The organism is Adhaeribacter arboris, from assembly GCF_003023845.1.
Lineage (GTDB): Bacteria > Bacteroidota > Bacteroidia > Cytophagales > Hymenobacteraceae > Adhaeribacter > Adhaeribacter arboris.
In genome coordinates this window covers 1732875-1753092 of sequence record NZ_PYFT01000001.1, presented here as the reverse complement: position 1 = coordinate 1753092, position 20218 = coordinate 1732875, and the positions used below count along the sequence as shown (strand labels likewise).

At 40.5% G+C, this 20218-nt stretch carries 16 protein-coding genes; 4 read left to right on the top strand and 12 right to left on the bottom strand.

What is annotated here, in order from left to right; translation table 11 throughout:
• Positions 1 to 10: 10 nt before the first annotated feature.
• The gene (locus tag AHMF7605_RS07205; RefSeq protein WP_233218971.1) at positions 11 to 985 is read right to left on the bottom strand and encodes a hypothetical protein; all 975 of its coding nucleotides are present in this window, start codon (positions 983 to 985) and stop codon (positions 11 to 13) included.
• Between the two features lie 671 nt (positions 986 to 1656).
• Between AHMF7605_RS07205 and kdsA the strand changes: the two genes are divergently transcribed.
• Positions 1657 to 2469, top strand: a complete 813-nt coding sequence (kdsA, locus tag AHMF7605_RS07200; protein ID WP_106927842.1) for a 3-deoxy-8-phosphooctulonate synthase — start codon at positions 1657 to 1659, stop codon at positions 2467 to 2469.
• On the opposite strand, the gene AHMF7605_RS07195 is transcribed toward kdsA, so the two are convergent.
• Positions 2466 to 3251, bottom strand: a complete 786-nt coding sequence (locus AHMF7605_RS07195; protein ID WP_233218970.1) for an O-methyltransferase — start codon at positions 3249 to 3251, stop codon at positions 2466 to 2468. The two genes, kdsA and AHMF7605_RS07195, sit on opposite strands and share 4 nt — an antisense overlap.
• Before the next feature lie 13 nt (positions 3252 to 3264).
• A complete protein-coding gene (apaG, locus tag AHMF7605_RS07190) occupies positions 3265 to 3651 on the bottom strand; it encodes a Co2+/Mg2+ efflux protein ApaG (protein WP_106933378.1) in 387 nt (128 codons plus the stop codon).
• 113 nt (positions 3652 to 3764) lie between these two features.
• On the opposite strand from apaG, the gene ung reads away from it, so the two are divergent.
• Entirely contained in the window at positions 3765 to 4430 is a 666-nt protein-coding gene (ung, locus tag AHMF7605_RS07185) for a uracil-DNA glycosylase (protein WP_106927840.1), read from the top strand.
• A 218-nt stretch (positions 4431 to 4648) separates the two neighbouring features.
• Here the strand turns inward: ung and lepB are convergent, their stop codons facing one another.
• The 6 genes from lepB to AHMF7605_RS07155 form a co-directional block, all read right to left on the bottom strand.
• Entirely contained in the window at positions 4649 to 5743 is a 1095-nt protein-coding gene (gene lepB, locus AHMF7605_RS07180) for a signal peptidase I (RefSeq protein WP_106927838.1), read from the bottom strand.
• Between the two features lie 17 nt (positions 5744 to 5760).
• On the bottom strand, positions 5761 to 6477 hold the full coding sequence (gene dapB, locus AHMF7605_RS07175) for a 4-hydroxy-tetrahydrodipicolinate reductase (protein ID WP_106927836.1): 717 nt from the start codon (positions 6475 to 6477) through the stop codon (positions 5761 to 5763).
• Positions 6474 to 7106 carry a DUF5683 domain-containing protein gene (locus tag AHMF7605_RS07170; RefSeq protein WP_106927834.1) on the bottom strand — a complete coding sequence of 211 codons (633 nt, stop codon included), beginning with the start codon at positions 7104 to 7106 and terminating at the stop codon, positions 6474 to 6476. The genes dapB and AHMF7605_RS07170 overlap by 4 nt, the downstream gene beginning before the upstream one ends.
• Before the next feature lie 2 nt (positions 7107 to 7108).
• Positions 7109 to 8026 (bottom strand): ParB/RepB/Spo0J family partition protein, encoded by a 918-nt coding sequence (locus tag AHMF7605_RS07165; RefSeq protein ID WP_106927832.1) that lies wholly within the window; start codon positions 8024 to 8026, stop codon positions 7109 to 7111.
• Positions 8027 to 8092: 66 nt separating this feature from the next.
• Positions 8093 to 8872: a ParA family protein gene (locus AHMF7605_RS07160; RefSeq protein ID WP_106927830.1), complete on the bottom strand. Its 780-nt coding sequence runs from the start codon at positions 8870 to 8872 to the stop codon at positions 8093 to 8095.
• A 20-nt stretch (positions 8873 to 8892) separates the two neighbouring features.
• Positions 8893 to 9576 (bottom strand): metal-dependent hydrolase, encoded by a 684-nt coding sequence (locus AHMF7605_RS07155; protein ID WP_106927828.1) that lies wholly within the window; start codon positions 9574 to 9576, stop codon positions 8893 to 8895.
• A gap of 82 nt (positions 9577 to 9658) precedes the next feature.
• On the opposite strand from AHMF7605_RS07155, the gene AHMF7605_RS07150 reads away from it, so the two are divergent.
• Positions 9659 to 11308, top strand: a complete 1650-nt coding sequence (locus AHMF7605_RS07150; RefSeq protein ID WP_106927826.1) for an ABC transporter substrate-binding protein — start codon at positions 9659 to 9661, stop codon at positions 11306 to 11308.
• A 412-nt stretch (positions 11309 to 11720) separates the two neighbouring features.
• On the opposite strand, the gene yidC is transcribed toward AHMF7605_RS07150, so the two are convergent.
• The 3 genes from yidC to AHMF7605_RS07135 form a co-directional block, all read right to left on the bottom strand.
• On the bottom strand, positions 11721 to 13532 hold the full coding sequence (yidC, locus tag AHMF7605_RS07145; protein WP_106927824.1) for a membrane protein insertase YidC: 1812 nt from the start codon (positions 13530 to 13532) through the stop codon (positions 11721 to 11723).
• A 15-nt stretch (positions 13533 to 13547) separates the two neighbouring features.
• On the bottom strand, positions 13548 to 15179 hold the full coding sequence (locus AHMF7605_RS07140; RefSeq protein ID WP_106927822.1) for a CTP synthase: 1632 nt from the start codon (positions 15177 to 15179) through the stop codon (positions 13548 to 13550).
• Positions 15180 to 15424: 245 nt separating this feature from the next.
• Positions 15425 to 17854, bottom strand: a complete 2430-nt coding sequence (locus AHMF7605_RS07135) for a TonB-dependent receptor domain-containing protein (protein WP_106927820.1) — start codon at positions 17852 to 17854, stop codon at positions 15425 to 15427.
• Positions 17855 to 18648: 794 nt separating this feature from the next.
• On the opposite strand from AHMF7605_RS07135, the gene AHMF7605_RS07130 reads away from it, so the two are divergent.
• On the top strand, positions 18649 to 20163 hold the full coding sequence (locus tag AHMF7605_RS07130) for a hypothetical protein (protein WP_106927818.1): 1515 nt from the start codon (positions 18649 to 18651) through the stop codon (positions 20161 to 20163).
• The last annotated feature ends 55 nt before the right edge of the window (positions 20164 to 20218 follow it).

Here is a 20218-nt window from a genome sequence, read left to right as displayed (position 1 = left end):
TACCTTCTAATTATTTCAGAGTAAACGTTGATTTACCGATTAGAGCGCCATCCGCGTACAGTTCAATGGTGTGAGAGCCTTTTTTATAAGCCGCTCCTTTAGAATAAACGAACGAGACGGATTGCTGCGTATTATCAAATACTATATCGCGTTTAGCAGTGAAAAAGGTTTCCTGTCCGTCCAGCATAAAGGTACCTGAACCAGTAGCCAGGTTATACACTGCCGCCCCATCCGGCTCTATTAAACGCATTAAAATTTCTTTTCCTTCTTTAGGAGCCACATCATTCTTTGCTAACTTAAAAGAAACTTTAATTTTTTCCACTCTTTTCGCCCGGTATTCGGCATCATTGTCTTCTTTTTCTTTACCGCGTTTGTTGATAATGTTTACCTGAATATTTTCCGCTTCTAAGCGGGAAGCCAAAGCCACTTTTTCGGTTAAAGTAGTATTAGTTGATTTTAATGTTTTAAGGGTATCTGAAAGTTGGGTGCTGGTAGTTTTAAGTTTGGTATTTTCACCGTATAGAACCTGATTGTCTTCTTTTAATTTCGCTATTTCCGCATTTTTCTGCCGGAGTTGATTTTCGAGGTTAGCGGCGCGGGCTTTAAATAACCGCTGATCTTGTAAACTAAACGAGCTATTCCGGAAAGATTGCAGCTTAACTAAATCGGCATTAATCGAAGCAATTCGGGATTCGAGCGAATCGTTAGCTACCCCCAAGGCTTGTAACTCTCTACTCTGACGTTCAAAATCGGCTTTCAGCGCTTCGTAAACTTTAATTTGATTCTCCAGTTCACTGTTTTTTACCCGGATAATTTCTTCTTTTTCTTCTACCTGCTGGGTTTTTTGGTGCTGCATGTAAAAGAGTATGCCATTAATAGTTAATAACACAATTATCAGCCCCACTACCAACAATTTTCGATTGTTGTTAGGATTATTTCCGTCGGGTAAAGTTCCTGCCATTTTGCTCGTCGTTATTTTTTCCATTAGTTAATAATATGCACGTTATACAAAAATACTCTTATATCATTCGGATACAAATATCCAGTAAAAATACTTGACCGGAATATTCAAGGTTGAGGTAACAAAAAGGTCTTTTTCGCTTTTTAGGCTCAAGAACCTTGCCACTTGAGGAGAAGCGGGCTGGATACAATGAAAAAATTAAAAATAACGTATCTTGTTTTAGTACTATACCAGGTATGGTTTATCCGACACAAACAAGAAAATATTACATTTAAGCCATAGTAAAAATTATTTATAGAAAGAGAAAAATTATTTAGTTTACAAAGAATAGAGATTGAATAAGTCGATGCTTTTTTACAGAACCTTATTGTTGCGAATGTGAAATTTTGAAGCCAACATTTATACACTGGCATCTTCCAGAAAATTGAAAAGCTAAATAGAGGAAAATGGTATTGTCACTCCTGAAGAAATACTTATTTGCAAACAAAAGTTTATCTCCAAATTAATTTGAATACCTTTGCTTGTAAGTAGGCTGTTACTTTATCTTATTAGTAGTTCAGTACCCAATCAAAATTACTTTCATAAAGGCGATGTTGCTTTAATCATTAAATTGATTGTTACATCATTATATTAAGGAAAGCAAAGTCTACTATCCAGTGTCTTGATACTTGTATCTCTTTACTTAAGAACTCGAAATGATATCTATTCCGAAACTCAAACATGCTGATTCCGGTAATTTTTTCCTAATGGCGGGACCATGTGCTATTGAAGGAGAAGAGATGGCCTTGCAAATAGCCGAAAAAATAAAGGATATAACAGATAGATTGCAAATACCCTGGATTTTTAAAGGCTCATACCGAAAGGCGAATCGTTCCAGATTAGATTCTTTCACGGGCATTGGCGATGAAAAAGCTTTACGTATTTTACAAAAAGTAAGCCAGCAGTTTGAAGTGCCTACTGTAACCGATATTCACGAAACCAGTGAAGCAGCTATGGCGGCTGAATACGTAGATGTGCTGCAAATTCCGGCTTTTCTGTGCCGGCAAACCGATTTATTGGTGGCTGCTGCCCAAACGGGCAAAGTGATAAATGTTAAAAAGGGCCAGTTTCTTTCCGGCGAGTCCATGAAATTTGCCGTGGATAAAATTGTAGAATCGGGTAATCCAAACGTTATTTTAACGGACCGGGGTAATACTTTTGGATACTCCGACTTGGTAGTTGATTTTCGGAATATTATGGCCATGAAAGCGCACCAGGTACCGGTTGTGATGGATGTTACGCATTCCTTGCAGCAGCCTAATCAAACCTCGGGAGTTACGGGTGGAAAACCGGCCTTAATTGAAACAATTGCGAAGGCGGCTGTTGCCGTTGGAGCTGATGGTCTTTTTATCGAAACGCATCCTAACCCGAGGGTAGCTAAGTCCGATGGAGCGAACATGCTGCCGCTGGATCAATTAGAAGGTTTATTGCAGAAGTTACTAAAAATAAGGCAGGCTATTGCCGCTTAAAGCCGAATAGTAAAATGCTGCTTCGGCTGATTTTTCCGGAAAAAGACTAATCCCAGGTAAAACAAATCAATAGAAATCATTACTTCGGGGTGGGCGCATATTTGTCGCCAAGCTTGCTGCATTTCTTTCGACCAGTAAATATCGTCAAATACAAAAATACTAGTTTCTGTCGCCTTTACCCGGCACCATTCGAAATAGCGCAAAGTGGGTTCATAACGGTGGTTCCCATCGAATAGAACAAAATCGAGGGTGTTTATGGTAGTTAATAGCGCGGGTAAGGTATCGTCGAAGTTACCCGTTAGTACTTCTATGTTCTTTAATTTAAGTTTTTTAAAAAGAGATTGCGCCTGTTGCACCAGATCAAGGCAACCTTCCAGCGTATATACCCGGGCTTTTTTTTTTGCGGCGGCTAGGTAAGAAGTAGTAATACCTAAGTTGGTACCAATCTCCAGAATGGTGGCTGGTTGCTGAAAATTGATTAAGCGGAAAAGTAGTTGGGCAGTATGGGGTGGGTTGGCTGCCGTTCGGGCAATATGACTTATTGTTTTAGTGGGCGTATTACGAATTTGAGAGCCAGCACCAAAATCAATTATTTGAATTAGCTTGTTACTTTTGAATAGATCTTGTCGTATTTTTTCAATAACCGGAAAAATACGGTAAGTACCCGTATGAATAATTACCCGATTATAAAAATCAAAAACAAAGGGAGAGTGGATACCATGTAACCGGGTGGATTTAATAAAATGTAGAATATAGTAATATACCAGCCGGATTGCGAACACAAAAAAGGTAAAACTAATTTAGTTTGTAAGGCACAATTAACACAAATTCCGGAATATTTACGGTAAACAAACTTCCGTCTACTAATCTTTCCATGGTGTAGGTACCCCGCATTTTACCCAAGCCGGTTTTCAAATTACAACCAGATACATATTCATGCGATTCGCCGGGCTCCAACACAGGTTGCTGGCCAACTACACCTTCCCCTTCCACTTCCCGTACAACTGCGTTAGAATCGTAGATATACCAATGCCGCCTTAATAACTTTACCGTAAATTCGCTGTTATTTTCAATAACAATTTTGTAAGCAAAAACAAAATGCTGCTGCGAAGGGCTGGAATAGTCGGGTAAATAGTTGGTAGTAACCGTTATTTTTACCCCTTCAGTAGTGGTTGTATCCATATTGAAAGCCTTTTTGTTGGTTAATAACACCCAATTTTAGGCAATAGTTTTGGTAAAACAAGGAAATACCTAAAAATTACTGTTTTCAGAATAAAACTGTAAAAAATATAATTATGAACGTAAAAATAGAAAAAAGCTGGCAGGAAGAATTAATACAAGAGTTTGAGAAAGATTATTTTAGAAAGCTTATTTCGTTTGTAAAAGAAGAATACGCTGCGCACACGATCTACCCGCCAGGCGGTCAGATTTTTAATGCTTTTGATAAATGCCCGTTTGACCAAGTAAAAGTTGTTTTAATTGGACAAGATCCCTATCACGGACCTGGTCAGGCCCACGGTCTTGCTTTTTCGGTAAACGATGGCGTGGCTATACCTCCGTCCTTACGGAATATTTTTAAAGAAATTCAGGATGATTTAGGCAAGTCTATTCCGAAAAGTGGTAATCTGGAGCGCTGGGCAAAACAAGGAGTTTTATTGCTGAATGCCACTTTAACCGTCCGGGCTAATACTCCTGGTTCTCATCAGAAAAAAGGTTGGGAGGAGTTTACGGATGCGGTGATCGAGATTGTGTCAGAAAAAAAGGAAAATTTAGTCTTTATGCTTTGGGGAGCTTACGCGCAAAAGAAAGGAGTAATTATTGAACAGAAGAAAAAGCATTGTATCTTAAAGGCAGCGCACCCTTCGCCATTTGCGGCCGATAAAGGTTTTTTTGGTTGCCGGCATTTCAGTCAGGCTAACACTTACTTAAAGCAACATGCTTTAACCGAAATAGATTGGTAAAATCTAAAATTGCTACTTCTATTTTTCTATTTGCAAAAAAAGATATGCTGCCGAAAAACAAAAAAGTACTGACCTAAATCAATACTTTTTTGTTTTTTATTTTATATAAAGCATTAAAATGCAATAACTACCTTTCGGTCAACTATGAAATAGATATTGGTTAACTTAAAACCAATTCATATAAGATTAACTGTGGACTGTCGACTATGGACTAAACCCTAGTGAATAATATTGAATATCCGGTTCCAGCGAATTTTGCCTCCCAAGCCACCATTCGGATTGGCTGACATCCAGATGAGAACGGCTTTACCTACAATATGATCCTCGGGCACAAAACCCCAAAAACGGGAATCAGCCGAATTATGCCGGTTATCGCCCATCATAAAGTAATAGTTTTGCTTAAATGTATAGGTCTTAATTTCTTTTCCAGCAATAAAAATTTGATCGCCTTTTACTTCTACGTTTTCGTTTCCTTCGTACTTCCGGATAACAGTTTCGTAAAGGGGTACCGTCATGGAATCGAGGGTTATGGTTTGTCCTTCTTTCGGTACTTGTACCGGGCCGTAATTATCTTTGTTCCATTTAAAGCGGGAAGGTAGATTGGGGTACACACTAGGGTCCGCTACTCCGGCCGGATCTTTTAACAGATGAACTTCTTTGATAAAATCTAAAGCTTTTAATTTTTCGGCAGTTTCGGGCATAGTATGAACTATATACCCACCTTGCACCATATTAATATCGGTAATGTCGTATTCCTCAAACGTTTTCTCGTTAATCGCGTTTTCAGTCATTAAGTAATAGCTATACTGCAGCTTTTCGGGTTTAGTCGCTAAAATACCGTTTACGTAAACCTCCATGTCGCGCACCTCAACTTTATCACCGGCAATGCCAATACAACGTTTAATGTAATTGGTGCGCAGATCGGCGGGGTATTGATCTTCCGGCGGATAATTAAAAACCACCACGTCATTATTTTTTACTTTAGAAAAGCCAGGTAACCGATGTGATTTTAACTGAATAGCGCTGGAATAAGACGGTATATTAGTTCCCCAGATCGTTTGGTGCGTAAGAGGTACCTGCAAGGGGGTACGTGGCGTACGAGGGCCATAATGCAGCTTGCTCACGAATAAATAATCGCCTACTAAAAGCGATTTCTCCATGGAAGGAGTAGGAATGGTATACGCTTCGAAAGTAGCCCACCGGATAAGAGTTGCCGCTATTACCGCAAATAAAATAGCATCACCCCATTCCCGGAAGAAGCTTTTCTGCTTTTTGGGTTTTCTTTCTGGTTTCGTTAATAACTTGATATTCATACGTATGATATTGTAACTTACAAATTTAGCATATCTTTCATTCCAAACACACCTTTTTTATTTTGCAGCCATTCGGCCGCCATTACCGCACCTTCGGCAAAGCCGGTCCGGCTATGTGCATCGTGCAATAGTTCAATGGTGTCGTTTTCTGATTCGTAGCGTACCATGTGGGTTCCCACTACGTTACCTATGCGTTCGGAGGTAATTGCAATTTTATTATCTGCTTGTTCCGGTGCTAACACCCAACCTTTTTTATCTGAATAATGAGAAAGAATGCCGTCAACCGTAGTAATAGCTGTGCCACTAGGCTTATCTACCTTTTGGGTATGGTGTACTTCTTTCACCGAAATTTTAAAATTAGGATAAGCCTGCATTTTAGAGGCCAGATATTCGTTAAAATGAAAAAATAAATTTACGCCGACACTATAATTAGAGGCATAGAAAAACGCACCGTTCCTCGACTCACAAAGAACTTTGGCCTTGTTGAAATGATCTAACCAACCCGTAGAACCGCAAACAACGGGTATGCGGTTATTTAAACAATATTTTACATTTTCAAAGGCCGATTCAGGATGGGTAAACTCAATAGCCGCATCTACATTGCTATTATTGTACTGGCTTAAGGTATTCGTATTTGTTACGTCTATGGTGCCAACAATTTCATGATTCCGCTGTTTTGCTATTTGCTCAATGGTGCGGCCCATTTTACCGTAGCCAATTAATAGTATTCTCATTGTTTTTTAAGATTTAATTTTACCGCAAAGCCGGGAGTGTACCCAAAACCTGGACCGGTAATAATCGTGGGTTCAAACCGCATGGATAACTCATCACTAATATCAAAGCCTTTTAAATGAGCATCTACGTAGGCTTCACTTACATTAAGGCCATATAATAACATAGCAAAGATGATATTATAATCCCGATAACGACGATACTCGTCTCTTGCCCGAACAAGGTTCGGCGTATAAGTAGGGGCCGGGAACCGTTGGGCATATTGATCTGGCAGAGCTAAAGGTTTTTGACTAATCCTTACTTCGTAAGAAGACCGGAAAGATAGATAAAGCTTATGCCATTTATTAAAGAAATAACCGATAGTGACCCCACCCGTATAAATAATCGGTATTTTCCAGTAGCTTTTATTGTAAAATTGTCCGGCACCCGGTATAATAGCCGAGTATAAAGCTGCCCGCGAAGGTTTATCCCAACTTTTTAAACTTCCAAATATACCCCTAGAAAGAGTATCCGCGGGAGTGGAACTTACCTCAATAGAATCGTTGCCAGCCGTGATAACTTGTGCTTGAGCTTTACTAAGGCAGCAAAAAAATATTAAAAAAATAACAACACTCCGACGGGCAACAATCATAACTAATAATTTAAAATTTCCAAAATCCGGTTTAAATCATCAACGGAAACAAAAGGGATTTTAATCTCTCCTTTACCTTTAGAATTTGATTTTACCTGAATTTTGGTCCCGAAATGAGTAGATAAACGGGATTCTACCACTTTAATTTCGCCGGAGGGAGTCGGGGTTGGTTTTTCTACTTTTTTTGGTTCTTGATTGGATTCGTTATTTAAATGGCGGGCTAATTCTTCTACTTTCCGTACGGACAGTTCATCGGCTATAATGCGTTTATAAACCTCTAATTGTTTTTCAACGGTAGAAATATTAATTAAGGCGCGGGCGTGACCCATACTAATTTGATTGTCCCGTAAGCCAATTTGAATATCTGGCGGAAGTTTTAATAAGCGCAAGTAATTGGTAACGGTGGTCCGTTTTTTTCCTACCCGATCGCCGAGTTCTTCTTGCTTTAAATTACATTCACTCAGTAATCGCTGATATGAAAGGGCAATTTCAATAGCGTTCAGGTTTTCGCGCTGAATGTTTTCGATTAAAGCCATTTCCAGCATTTGCTGGTCATTGGCTTGTCGAATAAAAGCCGGAATAGTTTTTAGTCCGGCTAACTTAGAAGCCTGTAACCGGCGTTCGCCGGAAATTAGCTGGTAGGTATTTTCATCGAACTTGCGTACCGTAATAGGCTGGATAATACCTTGAATTTTAATGGATTCGGCTAATTCTTCTAGAGCTTCAACGTCGAAGTGCGTACGTGGCTGAAAAGGGTTTGTCTGAATAGTATCTAAAGGAATTTCAGCAATGGCATTTACGGGAGCTACCGCAACAGGAACAGCGGCTTCTTCTTTTTTATCGTAACTACCCGTTATAAGAGCGTTTAAGCCGCGACCCAATCCTCCTTTTTTCTTTACTTGATTTTTATTTTCGGACATTCGAATTAATACAATTTGAAACTGCTTTCCGGTAAAAGCCTAAATTAAGTAACAGGTAGCAGTAAATTATCGTGCTTGAACCACGGCATTTTTTTCCACAATTTCGCGGGCCAGGTTCAAATAACTAATGGCACCTTTGCTGTCAGCATCGTGCATAATGGCCGGCAAACCAAAACTCGGCGATTCACTCAGTTTCACGTTTCGCGGAATAATAGTTTCAAAAACCATTTGCTGAAAATGGAGCTTTACTTCCTCCACTACCTGGTTCGATAAGCGTAACCGTACATCGTACATGGTCAGCAAAATGCCTTCAATTTCTAATTCCTGGTTTAAGCGCGACTGAATAATTTTTATGGTATTAAGCAACTTACCTAAACCTTCCAAAGCAAAATACTCACATTGCACCGGAATAATTACGGAGTTGGCGGCTGTAAGCGAGTTTACGGTTATTAAGCCTAATGATGGGGAGCAATCAATAATAATAAAATCGTATTTGTCTTTAATCGGTGCTAAAGCTTCCTTCATCTTTTCCTCGCGGTTAGGCAGGTTAATCATCTCAACTTCAGCTCCAACTAAATCGATATGCGAAGGTATTAAGTCTAAAAAATTAATAGAAGAAGATATAATAATGTCCGCTGCGTTCAGCCCATCTACCATACACTCGTAGATACTAGTAGAAATATCTTTCGGATCGTATCCAATACCAGAGGTAGCGTTCGCCTGCGGATCAGCATCTACCAATAAGGTTTTATACTCCAACGCGGCTAGGCTGGCAGCCAGGTTAATCGCGGAAGTGGTTTTACCTACACCGCCTTTTTGGTTGGCTACTGCAATTATTTTTCCCATTTTATACGCTGTTCCTAAACTTAAATAGTTACGGTTTCTCCAATGGCTAGTAAAATTAATTCTTTACCTGCCTGTTGAGCAGCTTTAAAGGCCTGCTCTTTGTCTAATTTTATATTCGGAAAGGTATCATAGTGCATACCAATAATTTTGTTTGTATTCACCCATTCGGCGGCAATTAAGGCATCTTCTATATCCATCGTTAACCGATCACCAATAGGTAAGAAGGCTACATCCACCTGGCCGAATTTTTCGGCAATCAATTTCATGTCGTAAGTAAGAGCCGTATCACCGGCAAAATAAAATACTTTATCCACAGTTTGAATAACATAGCCCGCCGGGTTACCGCCATAGCTGCCATCGGGCAATACACTCGAATGCACCGCCGTTACCATTTTAACGGTGCCAAACGGTAAAGGTGCTTTACCGCCAATATTTAGGTGCACCAAGTTTTCCACGCCTTTTTGTTTAAACCATTCCGCAATATCGTATATGGCTATTAAAGTGGCATTGTCTTTTTTAGCGAAATATTCCGCATCGGCCATGTGGTCCTGGTGGCCATGGGATAAAAGAATGTATTCGCAGGTAATATTTTCTTTATCAATGGATTTAGCCAGATCATTATACGTTATAAATGGATCAACAAGCACTTTAACCCCATCAAAATCAAATAAAAAACACGAATGGCCCAGATATGTAACGGTCATGTTGGAATAATGTAATGGCAGCAATTTAATACCTAAAACTTGCGCAAAGATATACTATTTTAGGGAGAAATTTTTATTCTGCATGAAGAGACTACGGATATTTTTCTGCTGCTGGGCACTTGTAATTTGGGGCTGTAAAAGGCGGTTTACTGAAGAAACGAGCAAAAAAGTTTTTAAGTATAACCAACCGGAATCCTTAACCTCCCTAGACCCAGCGTACGCCCGCAATCAGGGAAATATATGGGCAGTTACCCAATTGTATAATGGGTTAGTAGAGCTGGATAATCAGCTTCAACCCGCTCCAGCCATTGCGCAATCCTGGGAAATTTCGCCGGATGGTCGCCGGTATTTATTTCACTTGCGCCATGATGTTTTTTTTCACGACAACATGGTTTTTGCAAATGGTAAAGGTCGCAGGGTGACCGCAAATGATTTTGTTTATTCTTTCAAACGAATCTTGGACCCTCCAACAGCCAGTACCGGTAGTTGGATATTTAAAGGGAAAGTGCTGGAAAATAGTGAAGGAGAAGTTGCAGACACTTGCTTTAAAGCTCTGAATGATAGTACGCTATTAGTTTATTTAAAAGAACCTTTTATTCCTTTCTTAGGGATTTTAAGTATGCCGTATGCCTTTGTGGTGCCCAAAGAAGGAGTTATAAAATACGGGAAAGATTTTCGTAGCCATCCTATTGGTACCGGGCCGTTTTTATTTAAAAGCTGGGACGAAGAGAACGCCATTATTTACCATAAAAATCCCCAGTACTGGAAGCTTGACGATCACCGGAAACGCTTACCCTATCTGGATGCCGTACAGATTTCTTTTATTAACGACCGGAAACTGGAATTTCTCACCTTTCAGCAAGGCAAGATTGATTTTTTGTCAGGAGTTAAAGGCAGTTCTAAAGATTTAATATTTAACCCGGATGGCACCGTGCAGGAAGATTTTGCCGGTAAATTTAAAGTAGAAAAAAGACCTTACCTGGATACCGAATACATAGGATTTCAGCTAGACCCGAAAAACTTACCGGAAGATAATCCGGCCTTGCGCGATAAGCGCGTGCGAAGAGCCTTAAACCTCTCTTTAAATAAAAAAGCACTTATTCTGTATTACCGCAATAATCTGGGTACTCCTGGGCACTCCGGCATGGTACCACCGGCTTTGCCTTCGTTTAATAATAAAGTAGTGATGGGATATTCCTATCAACCAGAAAAAGCCCGAAAATTATTGCAGGCCGCTGGTTTCGGACCGCAAAAACCTTTACGTATTCGCCTCAATACAGTAGCGGAGCACAAAGAGATAGCGGAATTCATGCAAAAAAACTGGGCTGAGGTAGGCGTGCAGGTTGATATTAACATCAACCAATTTCCGGCGCACCAGGAAGCGGTAGATAACGGACGTTCGGGATTTTTCATGAAATCTTGGTTTGGCGATTACCCGGATGCAGAAAACTTTCTGGCTTTATTTTACAGTCCTAATTTCTCGCCGGCTGGTCCTAATAAAACTCATTTTAAAAATGCAACCTTCGACCATTTATACGAACAAGCCCGATTGGAGCAGAATGAACAAAAACGTTATGCCTTGTATCAGGCTATGGATAAAATAGTGGTGGAGGAGTGTCCGGTGATTGTGTTGTTCTACGATGAAGTAATTCGTTTAACGCAAAATAACATTACAGGTCTGCAAGCCGATGCCATGAATAACCTGCGATTGGAAAAAGTAGATAAAATCTGAATCGCAGATTTATGCGAATTATAGGATTATTCAATCACAGATTCTCGCAGATTAAAGGATTACGCAGATTCTTGTTTAAACATCCGAAAATGCGTATTCTATGGAAGAATAACTTAGGAATTATACAAATTAGTATTTACTGCCTTCCATAAATTTGATTTGGAATGTTGCCCAAGCTTGGAGGGTTTTCAAAACCACCAAGATGCATCTCCTTCTTTATGGCAGCTGATTTAGGCGGTTTGCTATTAGTTATCTGATTTCAATATGCTATAGAGCTAAATTTATCGTGTAAAAGTAAATTTAAATTCTTAAGTATCAGTTATAAACAGAAAAGCCGTTCTTAGTCATTAAGAACGGCTTTTCTGTTTATAAATAATCTGCGTAATCCTTTAATCTGCGGAAATCCGCGATTCTATTTTTTGCTGCTTTTCTTTTGCTGAGCTTCGCGTTCAGAGGCAGCTTTCATGGCATCTTGCAAACGTTTCTGGAAACCACCCGGCTGTTTGTTTTTATTTTTTTCTTTATTGGCAATCAGTTTTGCCCGGATTTTATCTTCATCTACAAAACGCTTAATTAACTCTTGCTGGCCGAAAGTAATAATATTGGCCACAAAATAGTAGAAACTTAAACCAGCAGGAAGTGAATTAACCACAAATAAAAATACTAAAGGCATCAGGTAAGAATAGAACTTCATGGGTCCCTGGATGCTGGTATTTACCTGATTATTCGACCAGGTATACAGGATGGTCGAAGCCGTCATGAGAAGCGTAAACATACTCACGTGGTTGCCATAAAACGGAATGGTAAATGGCAAACGGGCAAAAACATCGTAGGTAGAAAGATCGCGGGCCCATAAAAACGGTTCTTGCCGCAGTTCAATCGAATTAGGGAAAAAGTTGAACAAGGCAAACAATACCGGAATCGAAAGCACCACCGGAATACAGCCACTCATGGGGTTTACGCCCACTTCGCTGTACAGCTTCATGGTTTCCGATTGAGTCTTTTGCATGTCGCCATCGTGCTTCTCTTTAATGGCGTCAATCTCGGGTTTTAATACCCGCATTTTAGCCATGGAAAGGTACGATTTGTAAGTAAGCGGCAGCAGTAAGGTTTTAATAAACAAAACCAGTAGAACAATGATAATACCGTAACTGCTAATAAATTTCTGTAGGAAGTGGAAAACCGGAATAATCAGAAACTTATTTACGTAAGCAAAAATGCCCCAGCCCAGTTCTAGATTACGCTCAAAATTGAAAGGCAATTTCTTCAGAACGGTGTAATCATTAGGCCCGAAAAAATAAGTAAATTCACCGCCGCTGCCCAGTACATCTTTGGCCGGAATGGCAAGCGTAGTAGCAAAAGTTTTAACTTCGGTTGTGTCCGCCTGGTTAAAAGAAGCTTTTACCTCGCCCCCAGAAAAAGTGTTTTTAGCAATAATAGCGGCCGAGAAAAAGTTTTGTTTATTAGACACCCACTTAACCGGAGTTTCTAATTTTTTTATTTCTGCTTGTTCGGGTTTGCCTACTAAGTAATCAAAGTCTTCTTCGGCGGTCATCAAGTTCAGGCGCGAATGATCCCGGTTTTGTTTCAGGTCAAATTCTGTCTTTTTTAATCGGTCGTTCCAACTTAAAATCAGAGGTTTATCGGTTAGTAGTTGATTTAAACCTTTAAAGCTAAGTTTGTAGTCCAAAGTAAACCCGTCTAGCGTTAAAGCGTAGGTCTGGTCGATAGATTGACCTGCTCCTAATTCCGCCCGGTAGGTAATAGCTTGAGTGCCATTCTGGTTCGAAACCGGCAAGGCTTTAAAGTATAAATCGGATAGCTTAACTGTTTTGCCGGAATTAGTTTGAAAACTTATGTCCGTTTGGCTGCTTTGCTTATCGAATAATACCAGCGGTTTTTTATCCCAGGTTTTATAATTCTTTAGTAGTACTTCTTCTACTTTACCGCCTTTGGTGCTTAAAGTAACACGCAGGTTTTTATTTTCCAGGTGGGCTTCCTCGGCAGTACCCACGGCTACCGTACCAAACTCGCCTAGAGCTTGGGCACGTACCGAATCCGGTATGTTAGCGGGAGTGGCAGCAATAGTAGTGGAGGAAGCACCAGCGGTAGTGGTTGGTTTTTCCTGAACAGGTTTTGGTGGCTCTTTGGGAGCAAAAAATGTCATGTAAACGATCAGCAGGACCGAAATAATAACTAAGCCTACTGCTTGATTTTTCTCCATAAAATAATATAGGTATTAACCTTTTAAATAATCGTTTTTAGTTTTGGTGTGATGAATAGCCGCTTTTATAAATTTCACAAACAGCGGGTGCGGATTAAGAACAGTACTTTTTAATTCGGGATGGTATTGGGCAGCGACAAACCAGGGGTGATTTTGCAATTCAATTACTTCTACCAGATTGGTTTCGGGGTTAATACCCGTGGCTAACATGCCTTTTTCTTCGAATGCTTGCAAGTATTGATTATTAAATTCGTAACGGTGCCGATGCCGTTCGCTGATTTTAGTTTTTCCGTAAATATGCTGCGCCCGGCTTCCTTTTTTTAACTCGCAAATATAGGCACCCAATCGCATAGTACCACCCTTCTGGGTAATATCTTTCTGCCCTTCCATTAAATCAATAACCGGATTAGTAGTGTCAGGGTTCATTTCCGTGGATGCTGCATCTGATAAGCCTAACACATTGCGGGCAAATTCAACGGCAGCGCACTGCATGCCCAGGCAAATACCTAGAAAAGGAATATTTCTTTCTCGCACGTATTTTATGGCTTCCAGTTTACCTTCAAAACCCCGGCTACCAAAACCGGGTGCTACTAAAATCCCATCACTTTTTCCTAACAGCATGTCGATATTGTCGGGAGTAATGTATTCGGATTGAATGGTTTTGATACGGACCTTACATTCATTGGCGGCACCACCATGAATAAACGCTTCAATAATGGATTTATAAGCATCTGGCAACTCCACGTATTTACCAACTAAGGCAATATTTACTTCTTCGGTGGGGTTTTTTAAACGGCCTAAAAACTCTTTCCAGGAGTCGAGATTTAACTCGTGTTTTCCCGCAACTTTAAGTTTTTTGATAACCCGGTCATCTAGCTTTTCTTTTTTCATCATCAGCGGCACGTCGTAAATAGTTTCGGCGTCCAGCGATTCTATTACAGAGTTTACCTTAACGTTACAGAAAAGGGCAATTTTCTTGCGCATCTCCAACGGTATAGGGTGCTCCGACCGGCAAACCAAAATATCGGGCTGTACTCCAGCTTCCGAAAGTGCTTTTACCGAGTGTTGGGTAGGTTTGGTTTTTAATTCACCGGCTGCTCTCAGGTAAGGCAGTAGCGTTAAATGAATTACCAACGAATCGCTTTGAGGCAATTCCCAACGTAACTGGCGCACGGCTTCAATAAAAGGCAACGATTCAATATCACCAACACAACCCCCAATTTCAGTAATCACAATATCGTATACGCCGGTTTGGCCGAGCAAAAGTAAACGCCGTTTAATTTCGTCGGTAATGTGCGGTACTACCTGCACGGTTTTCCCTAAGTAAGCTCCCTGGCGTTCCTGAGTAATAACGTGGTTATAAATTTTACCGGTAGTTACGTTATTGGCTTGTGAAGTTGGAATATTTAGAAACCGCTCGTAGTGGCCTAAATCCAAATCGGTTTCGGCGCCATCGTCGGTTACAAAACACTCACCGTGTTCGTAAGGATTTAAGGTACCGGGGTCGATGTTAATGTAAGGGTCGAATTTTTGAATAGTAACCGAGAGACCTCGGGCTTGTAAAAGTTTGGCGAGCGATGCGGAAATAATGCCTTTCCCGAGGGAGGAAGTTACCCCGCCCGTCACAAAAATATATTTAGAATCCATAAGTATTTTAAGGCTTATGGGATACAAAGATACGAGGAAATTATGAGTTATATCTTATTTCTATTCCGATTTACAAAATATACTAGCGGAAGCTAGTGGCAATTTACCAGAAGCTAGCAGTAACCAGTGACACCATGTAAAGTGAGAACGTTGAAAAGAATATGATAATTAACAGTTTTTTGGATACATACTATTAAATTGCCTCTAGCTTTAGATGGAGGAATTATTTAATAAAATAGTTAATCTTACCGGCCACCTTTATCGTCATTAGTGATTTTTTTACTTTGTTTGCCGCCACCTGCGGTCATCTGACCGAAACGCCATTCAAACGTTAGCCGTACCGAACGATTAACGAACGACCAACGATTATCGCTGATAAAGGTGGGCGCCGTTTGTTTGCCGTTTTGTTGAATACTTCGTTTGAACGGGTTGTTAACGCCTAAAGTAAGGCTGGCTTTTTTGTCCCAGAATTCACGCTTGCCGGCAAAGCCGTACCAATAATAGCCCGAGTTAGTACCTTGCAAACTAATCCAGCCAGAACCAAAATTGCCGTTGGCTTGTAATGAAAAATCTTTCGGTAATTTGTATGTGCTGTTAAAGTTTATACTCCAGACCATTCCATTGTTACTCTGATTTAAAGCCGGGCTGCGCAGGGCTACGTAGCGCAGGTCTAAACCTCCGTTCAGGTTCCATTCTTTATTAGGCTGACCGGATACATTTAAATTTAAGCCATACGCCTGACGGGTGGCAATGTTTTGGGGTTTACTGATGGTAACTCCATTTGGGTCGGCAACGGTTAAGTATTCAATGGCATTATCGGTGTAGCGCCAATAAAAAGCCGTATTAACCGATAATCCTTTTTTAGTGGTTACATTATAACCTAACTCGGTGGCGTGGTTTAACTCTGGTTTCAGGTAAGGATTGCCGGTATTTACATTTAAGGTATCGCTAGCATTGAGCCAAGGGTTTAAGTACCAGATAAGTGGCCGCTGAATTCGTTGCGTATAGCTTATTTTAAACGTTTGCGTTTTTATGCCTTTGGATAGGGTAATGCTCGGAATTAAATTATTGTATTGATTAGTTAATTTGGTTTGGGTTGTAACAAAATCACCTTTAATATCGGTGTGCTCCAGCCGGGCTCCTATGTTTAAGCCCCATTTTCTTTTGGTATCTAAACGCACTGAGGTGTACCCGGACGTAACCTGCTGCTTGTAATTAAAATCATTGGACTGGGAAGGATTCGGAATTAACTCACCGGCTCCGTCCAAAGATTCGGCGACCCGGTACTCACTGCCAATATCGCGCAGAATTCCTTTTACGCCCACTTCTAGTTTAATACTGGTAGTATCGTGGGCGCCTTTTACCGTGAAAGGATGCGTGTAATCGGTTTGTACTGTGTATTCTTTATTGCGACTGTAATTGGTGCTGTGTTGCCGGTAGGTTAATTGTTCCGCCAGCGAGTAGCTATCCGTATCGTAGAAATAATTATCGGGCATTCGGCTAAATTGGGTCAGTAAGGAAAATTCCTGTTCGGGTTTCTTAAAAGTTTTGGTATAACCTAAATCTAATTGTCCGTTGCCGTATGGATTCCGGAAACGCCGGTCGTTGCGGAAGGCTTGAATTTCCTGTCCGGCTGGATTAGTGAGGCGATTATAAAGCGTACTGTTGTTGGGGAAATTTCCGCCCCACACGTTGGCCGAGAAGTTAATCCGGCTCAGGGAATCCGGGTCAAAATCTAAGCTCATTTCGCCGTAGCCACCCGTACCCGTATTATCGGCAATGCTTCTTTGAATAAGAATGTTTTGTGGTTGATTGTTAAATAAAGTAGTGCGGGTGTTCTCACTTTCCCATTGGTTACGGTACTGATAGGTGTTGGCCGAGAGAGTTAAACCTATTTTCTTTTTTTTATAATTTATATTAGTGCCGATAGAGCGGTTAAAATTACCCGCCGTAATGTTGGTTGAGCCATTAAAACCTTGCAAACCTTTTTTAGTGATAATATTAATGACGCCGGCGGAGCCTTCGGCATCGTATTTAGCGCCGGGACTGGTAATAACTTCAACGGATTTAATAATGTTGGCGGGCATTTGCCGCAAGGCATCGGCCAGGTTGCGGGCCATCATGGCCGAAGGTTTGCCGTTTACCAAGACTTTCAGGTTGCTGTTGCCGCGCATCTGCACGTTGCCGTTTAAGTCAACGGTTAGCGTGGGAACTTTCCGGAGTACATCGGCCGCTGTTCCGCCCGCGTTGGAAATATCTTTTTCAGCGTTGTAGACCAACCGGTCGCCTTTATCTTCTACTAAAGCCTTCTGACCCGTAACAGTTACGCCGCTCAGTATTTTTGTATCCGGACTAAGTTGAATTTTTCCTAAATCCAGGGTGGTTTGCTCGGCGGTAAGAGTTACCGGAAAAGTTTTAGTACGATAACCCACAAAGGAAAGTTCCAGTTTATAATTACCGGTTGGCAGGTTGGTAATCAGGAAAGCTCCGGATGCCTCCGTAGTAGTGCCGGTAAAAAGCTTATTTTCTTTTTTGAGAGCCGCCGTAGCGTAGGCCACGGGTTTTGCCGTAACGGAATCAGTGAGGGAACCCGAAATTTTGCCCGGATTTACGGATTGAGCTACCACAGCACCAGGACCAATAAGAATTAATAAAAGAGTAATTAGATTTTTCATAAATTAAAACAGTTAAGGGGTTAAGCCTTGCGTTTAAATCCAATCTACTCCACCAACTCACCAGGACGCAGGTATACTCTTTGGTTATTACAAATAGGTAATGCAACAAGAAATAATAAATTTTAATACAGATAAGATTGCTTTTCCCGGATAGTAAAGGTGAAAAGCATGCTTAATGGCTTGTTTTTGAGTGGTATACAGGGTCTGTAAAGTAATAACTATTTCTAGGCACTGCGAATTGTATCTGCCATAACAAAAATTTGAAATTACAAGAGAAAGTCTTACCAGATTAAACTAGCCACAAGCTGTACCTAAAAATAGTGAAGACTTGGTACTATTACCAAGATGCACGACTGGTGCTTTTTGCATAAGTAACCAACGAAAATTTTTGTAGAATTTTAAATCGAATACTTCGAAAATACTGTAATGCTGGACTTAACACGCAACGCAGCTGAATTTTTTGCATTTATTGGTTGCTTCCATTCTAATAAAAGTTAAAAATATGGCTGCCATTAGTGCTTCTCCAAACTAATTGGTTGATATGAGATTAGCATCTATTCTAGCTTGAACCACTTTTTAGCCTAAATTTCTAATTCATAATCTAACGAAGCGCTAAAATTGTGGCTGATTATTTAGTAAGTTTCCGGAGATAGTTCTGGCAATCAGAATTGATATCCGTTTGCAGGAATTTTTAAAGTGAGGAAATCGAATAGCAGTAAAGTTTAAGTAATTATACCTGAAAAGTAATTGGTATTTACTCTTGTTTCGTTGAAGTTCGGGTTAAATGAAAAAGCATGGATGATTTAAAAATTACGATTGACTCTTTATCGGCCGAAGACAAAAAGGAATTTAGTAGTTTTATTCAGCGGCAGAAAAAGAAAACTAACCGGAAGGATTACGAATTATTTCTGCTTTTGCAGCAAAAGAAAAAATACAAACCCCAGGAACTGATTGCCCGCTTATATCCGGAAGAGCCTAATGCAGTAGCTTATTATGCCCTCCGGAAGCGCTTGATGCAGCACCTCACGGATTATGTGGTACTAAAACGCATGACCGAGGACCCCACGGCCAGTTCTTCTATTATGGGATTACTTTCGCTGGCGCGGTATTTATTTGAAGTACGGGCCGACCGGGTGGCTTGGAATACGTTGCGCAAAGCAGAAAAACTAGGCCGCGATAACGAGCAATTTGATTTGCTGAATGCAATATACAATCTGCAAATTGAAAAAGCGGATAATGAATTCGCCGATAACCTGGATAGCATCATTGCAAAGCGCAACGCCAATAAAGTAAACGCCGACCAAGACGAAAGAGCTAATATTGCCAATAGCCTGATTGCGCAACAGTTAAACGTAGCCCGCACCCAGGGTCGCAACTTAAAATTTGATGAAATAATCCAAAACGTGTTGCAAACCTACGGATTAACCGAGGCCGTAAGTCAACGGCCGGCCTTGTTTTACAAGTTAATGTCTATTGCCCGCAGTGCGGTGCTGGCCCGGAAAGATTTTTTTACCTTCGAGCCGTTCATCATTTCCGAATATCAAAAAATTACGGCCGAACCTGGGTTTTCAGCGGCGCAACAAATTTACCGGATTAATCTATTGTACATGATTGCCCACGTGCTGTACCGTAATCGTAAATTTAAGACTTCTAACCAATACCTGCACGAACTGTACGAAGCTCTGCAAAATGAAGGGAAGAGTTATTATTCGACTTTCTATCCGAAGTATATTTTCCTGAAAACCGCCAATGCTATTTTTCTGCAAAATTTACCAGAGTCGATAGTTTTAATGGAGGATTTAATAGAGCATAAAGCCCATTTACTAAACCAACGCGATACCTTAACGGCTCAATTAGGGTTGAGTTTTTTGTATTTCGCGCAAAAAGCTTATTCCAAAGCGAATCGCATTTTACTGCGTCAAAACCACTCGGATAAATGGTGCGAGAAAGTAATGGGCAAAGAATGGGTGTTAAAAAAGAACCTGGGCGAATTGATTATTCAGTACGAACTCGGGAATTTGGATATAGCTTTAGATATAAGAAAAGCCATTACCCGAAACTTTAGCTCTTTACTTAGTATGCCCGTTTACAAAAATGTAGCAAATTTTCTTTGGTTAGTAGAGCAAATAATTGTGCAGCCCCATACGGTTATCGGCAAAAATTTTAATAAACAAGTAGAAGAAAATTTAGATTTTTTACCGGCCGAACAAGAAGACTTACACGCCATGAGTTATTACGCCTGGCTTAAATCTAAAATGGTAAACCGGGATTATTACGAGGTGCTACTAGAATTAGCGAACAGCCGCTGAATAATTTGATAAACCTAATTGTTGCTTTGCCGCTAGGCGAGTGTAAGATTTACTA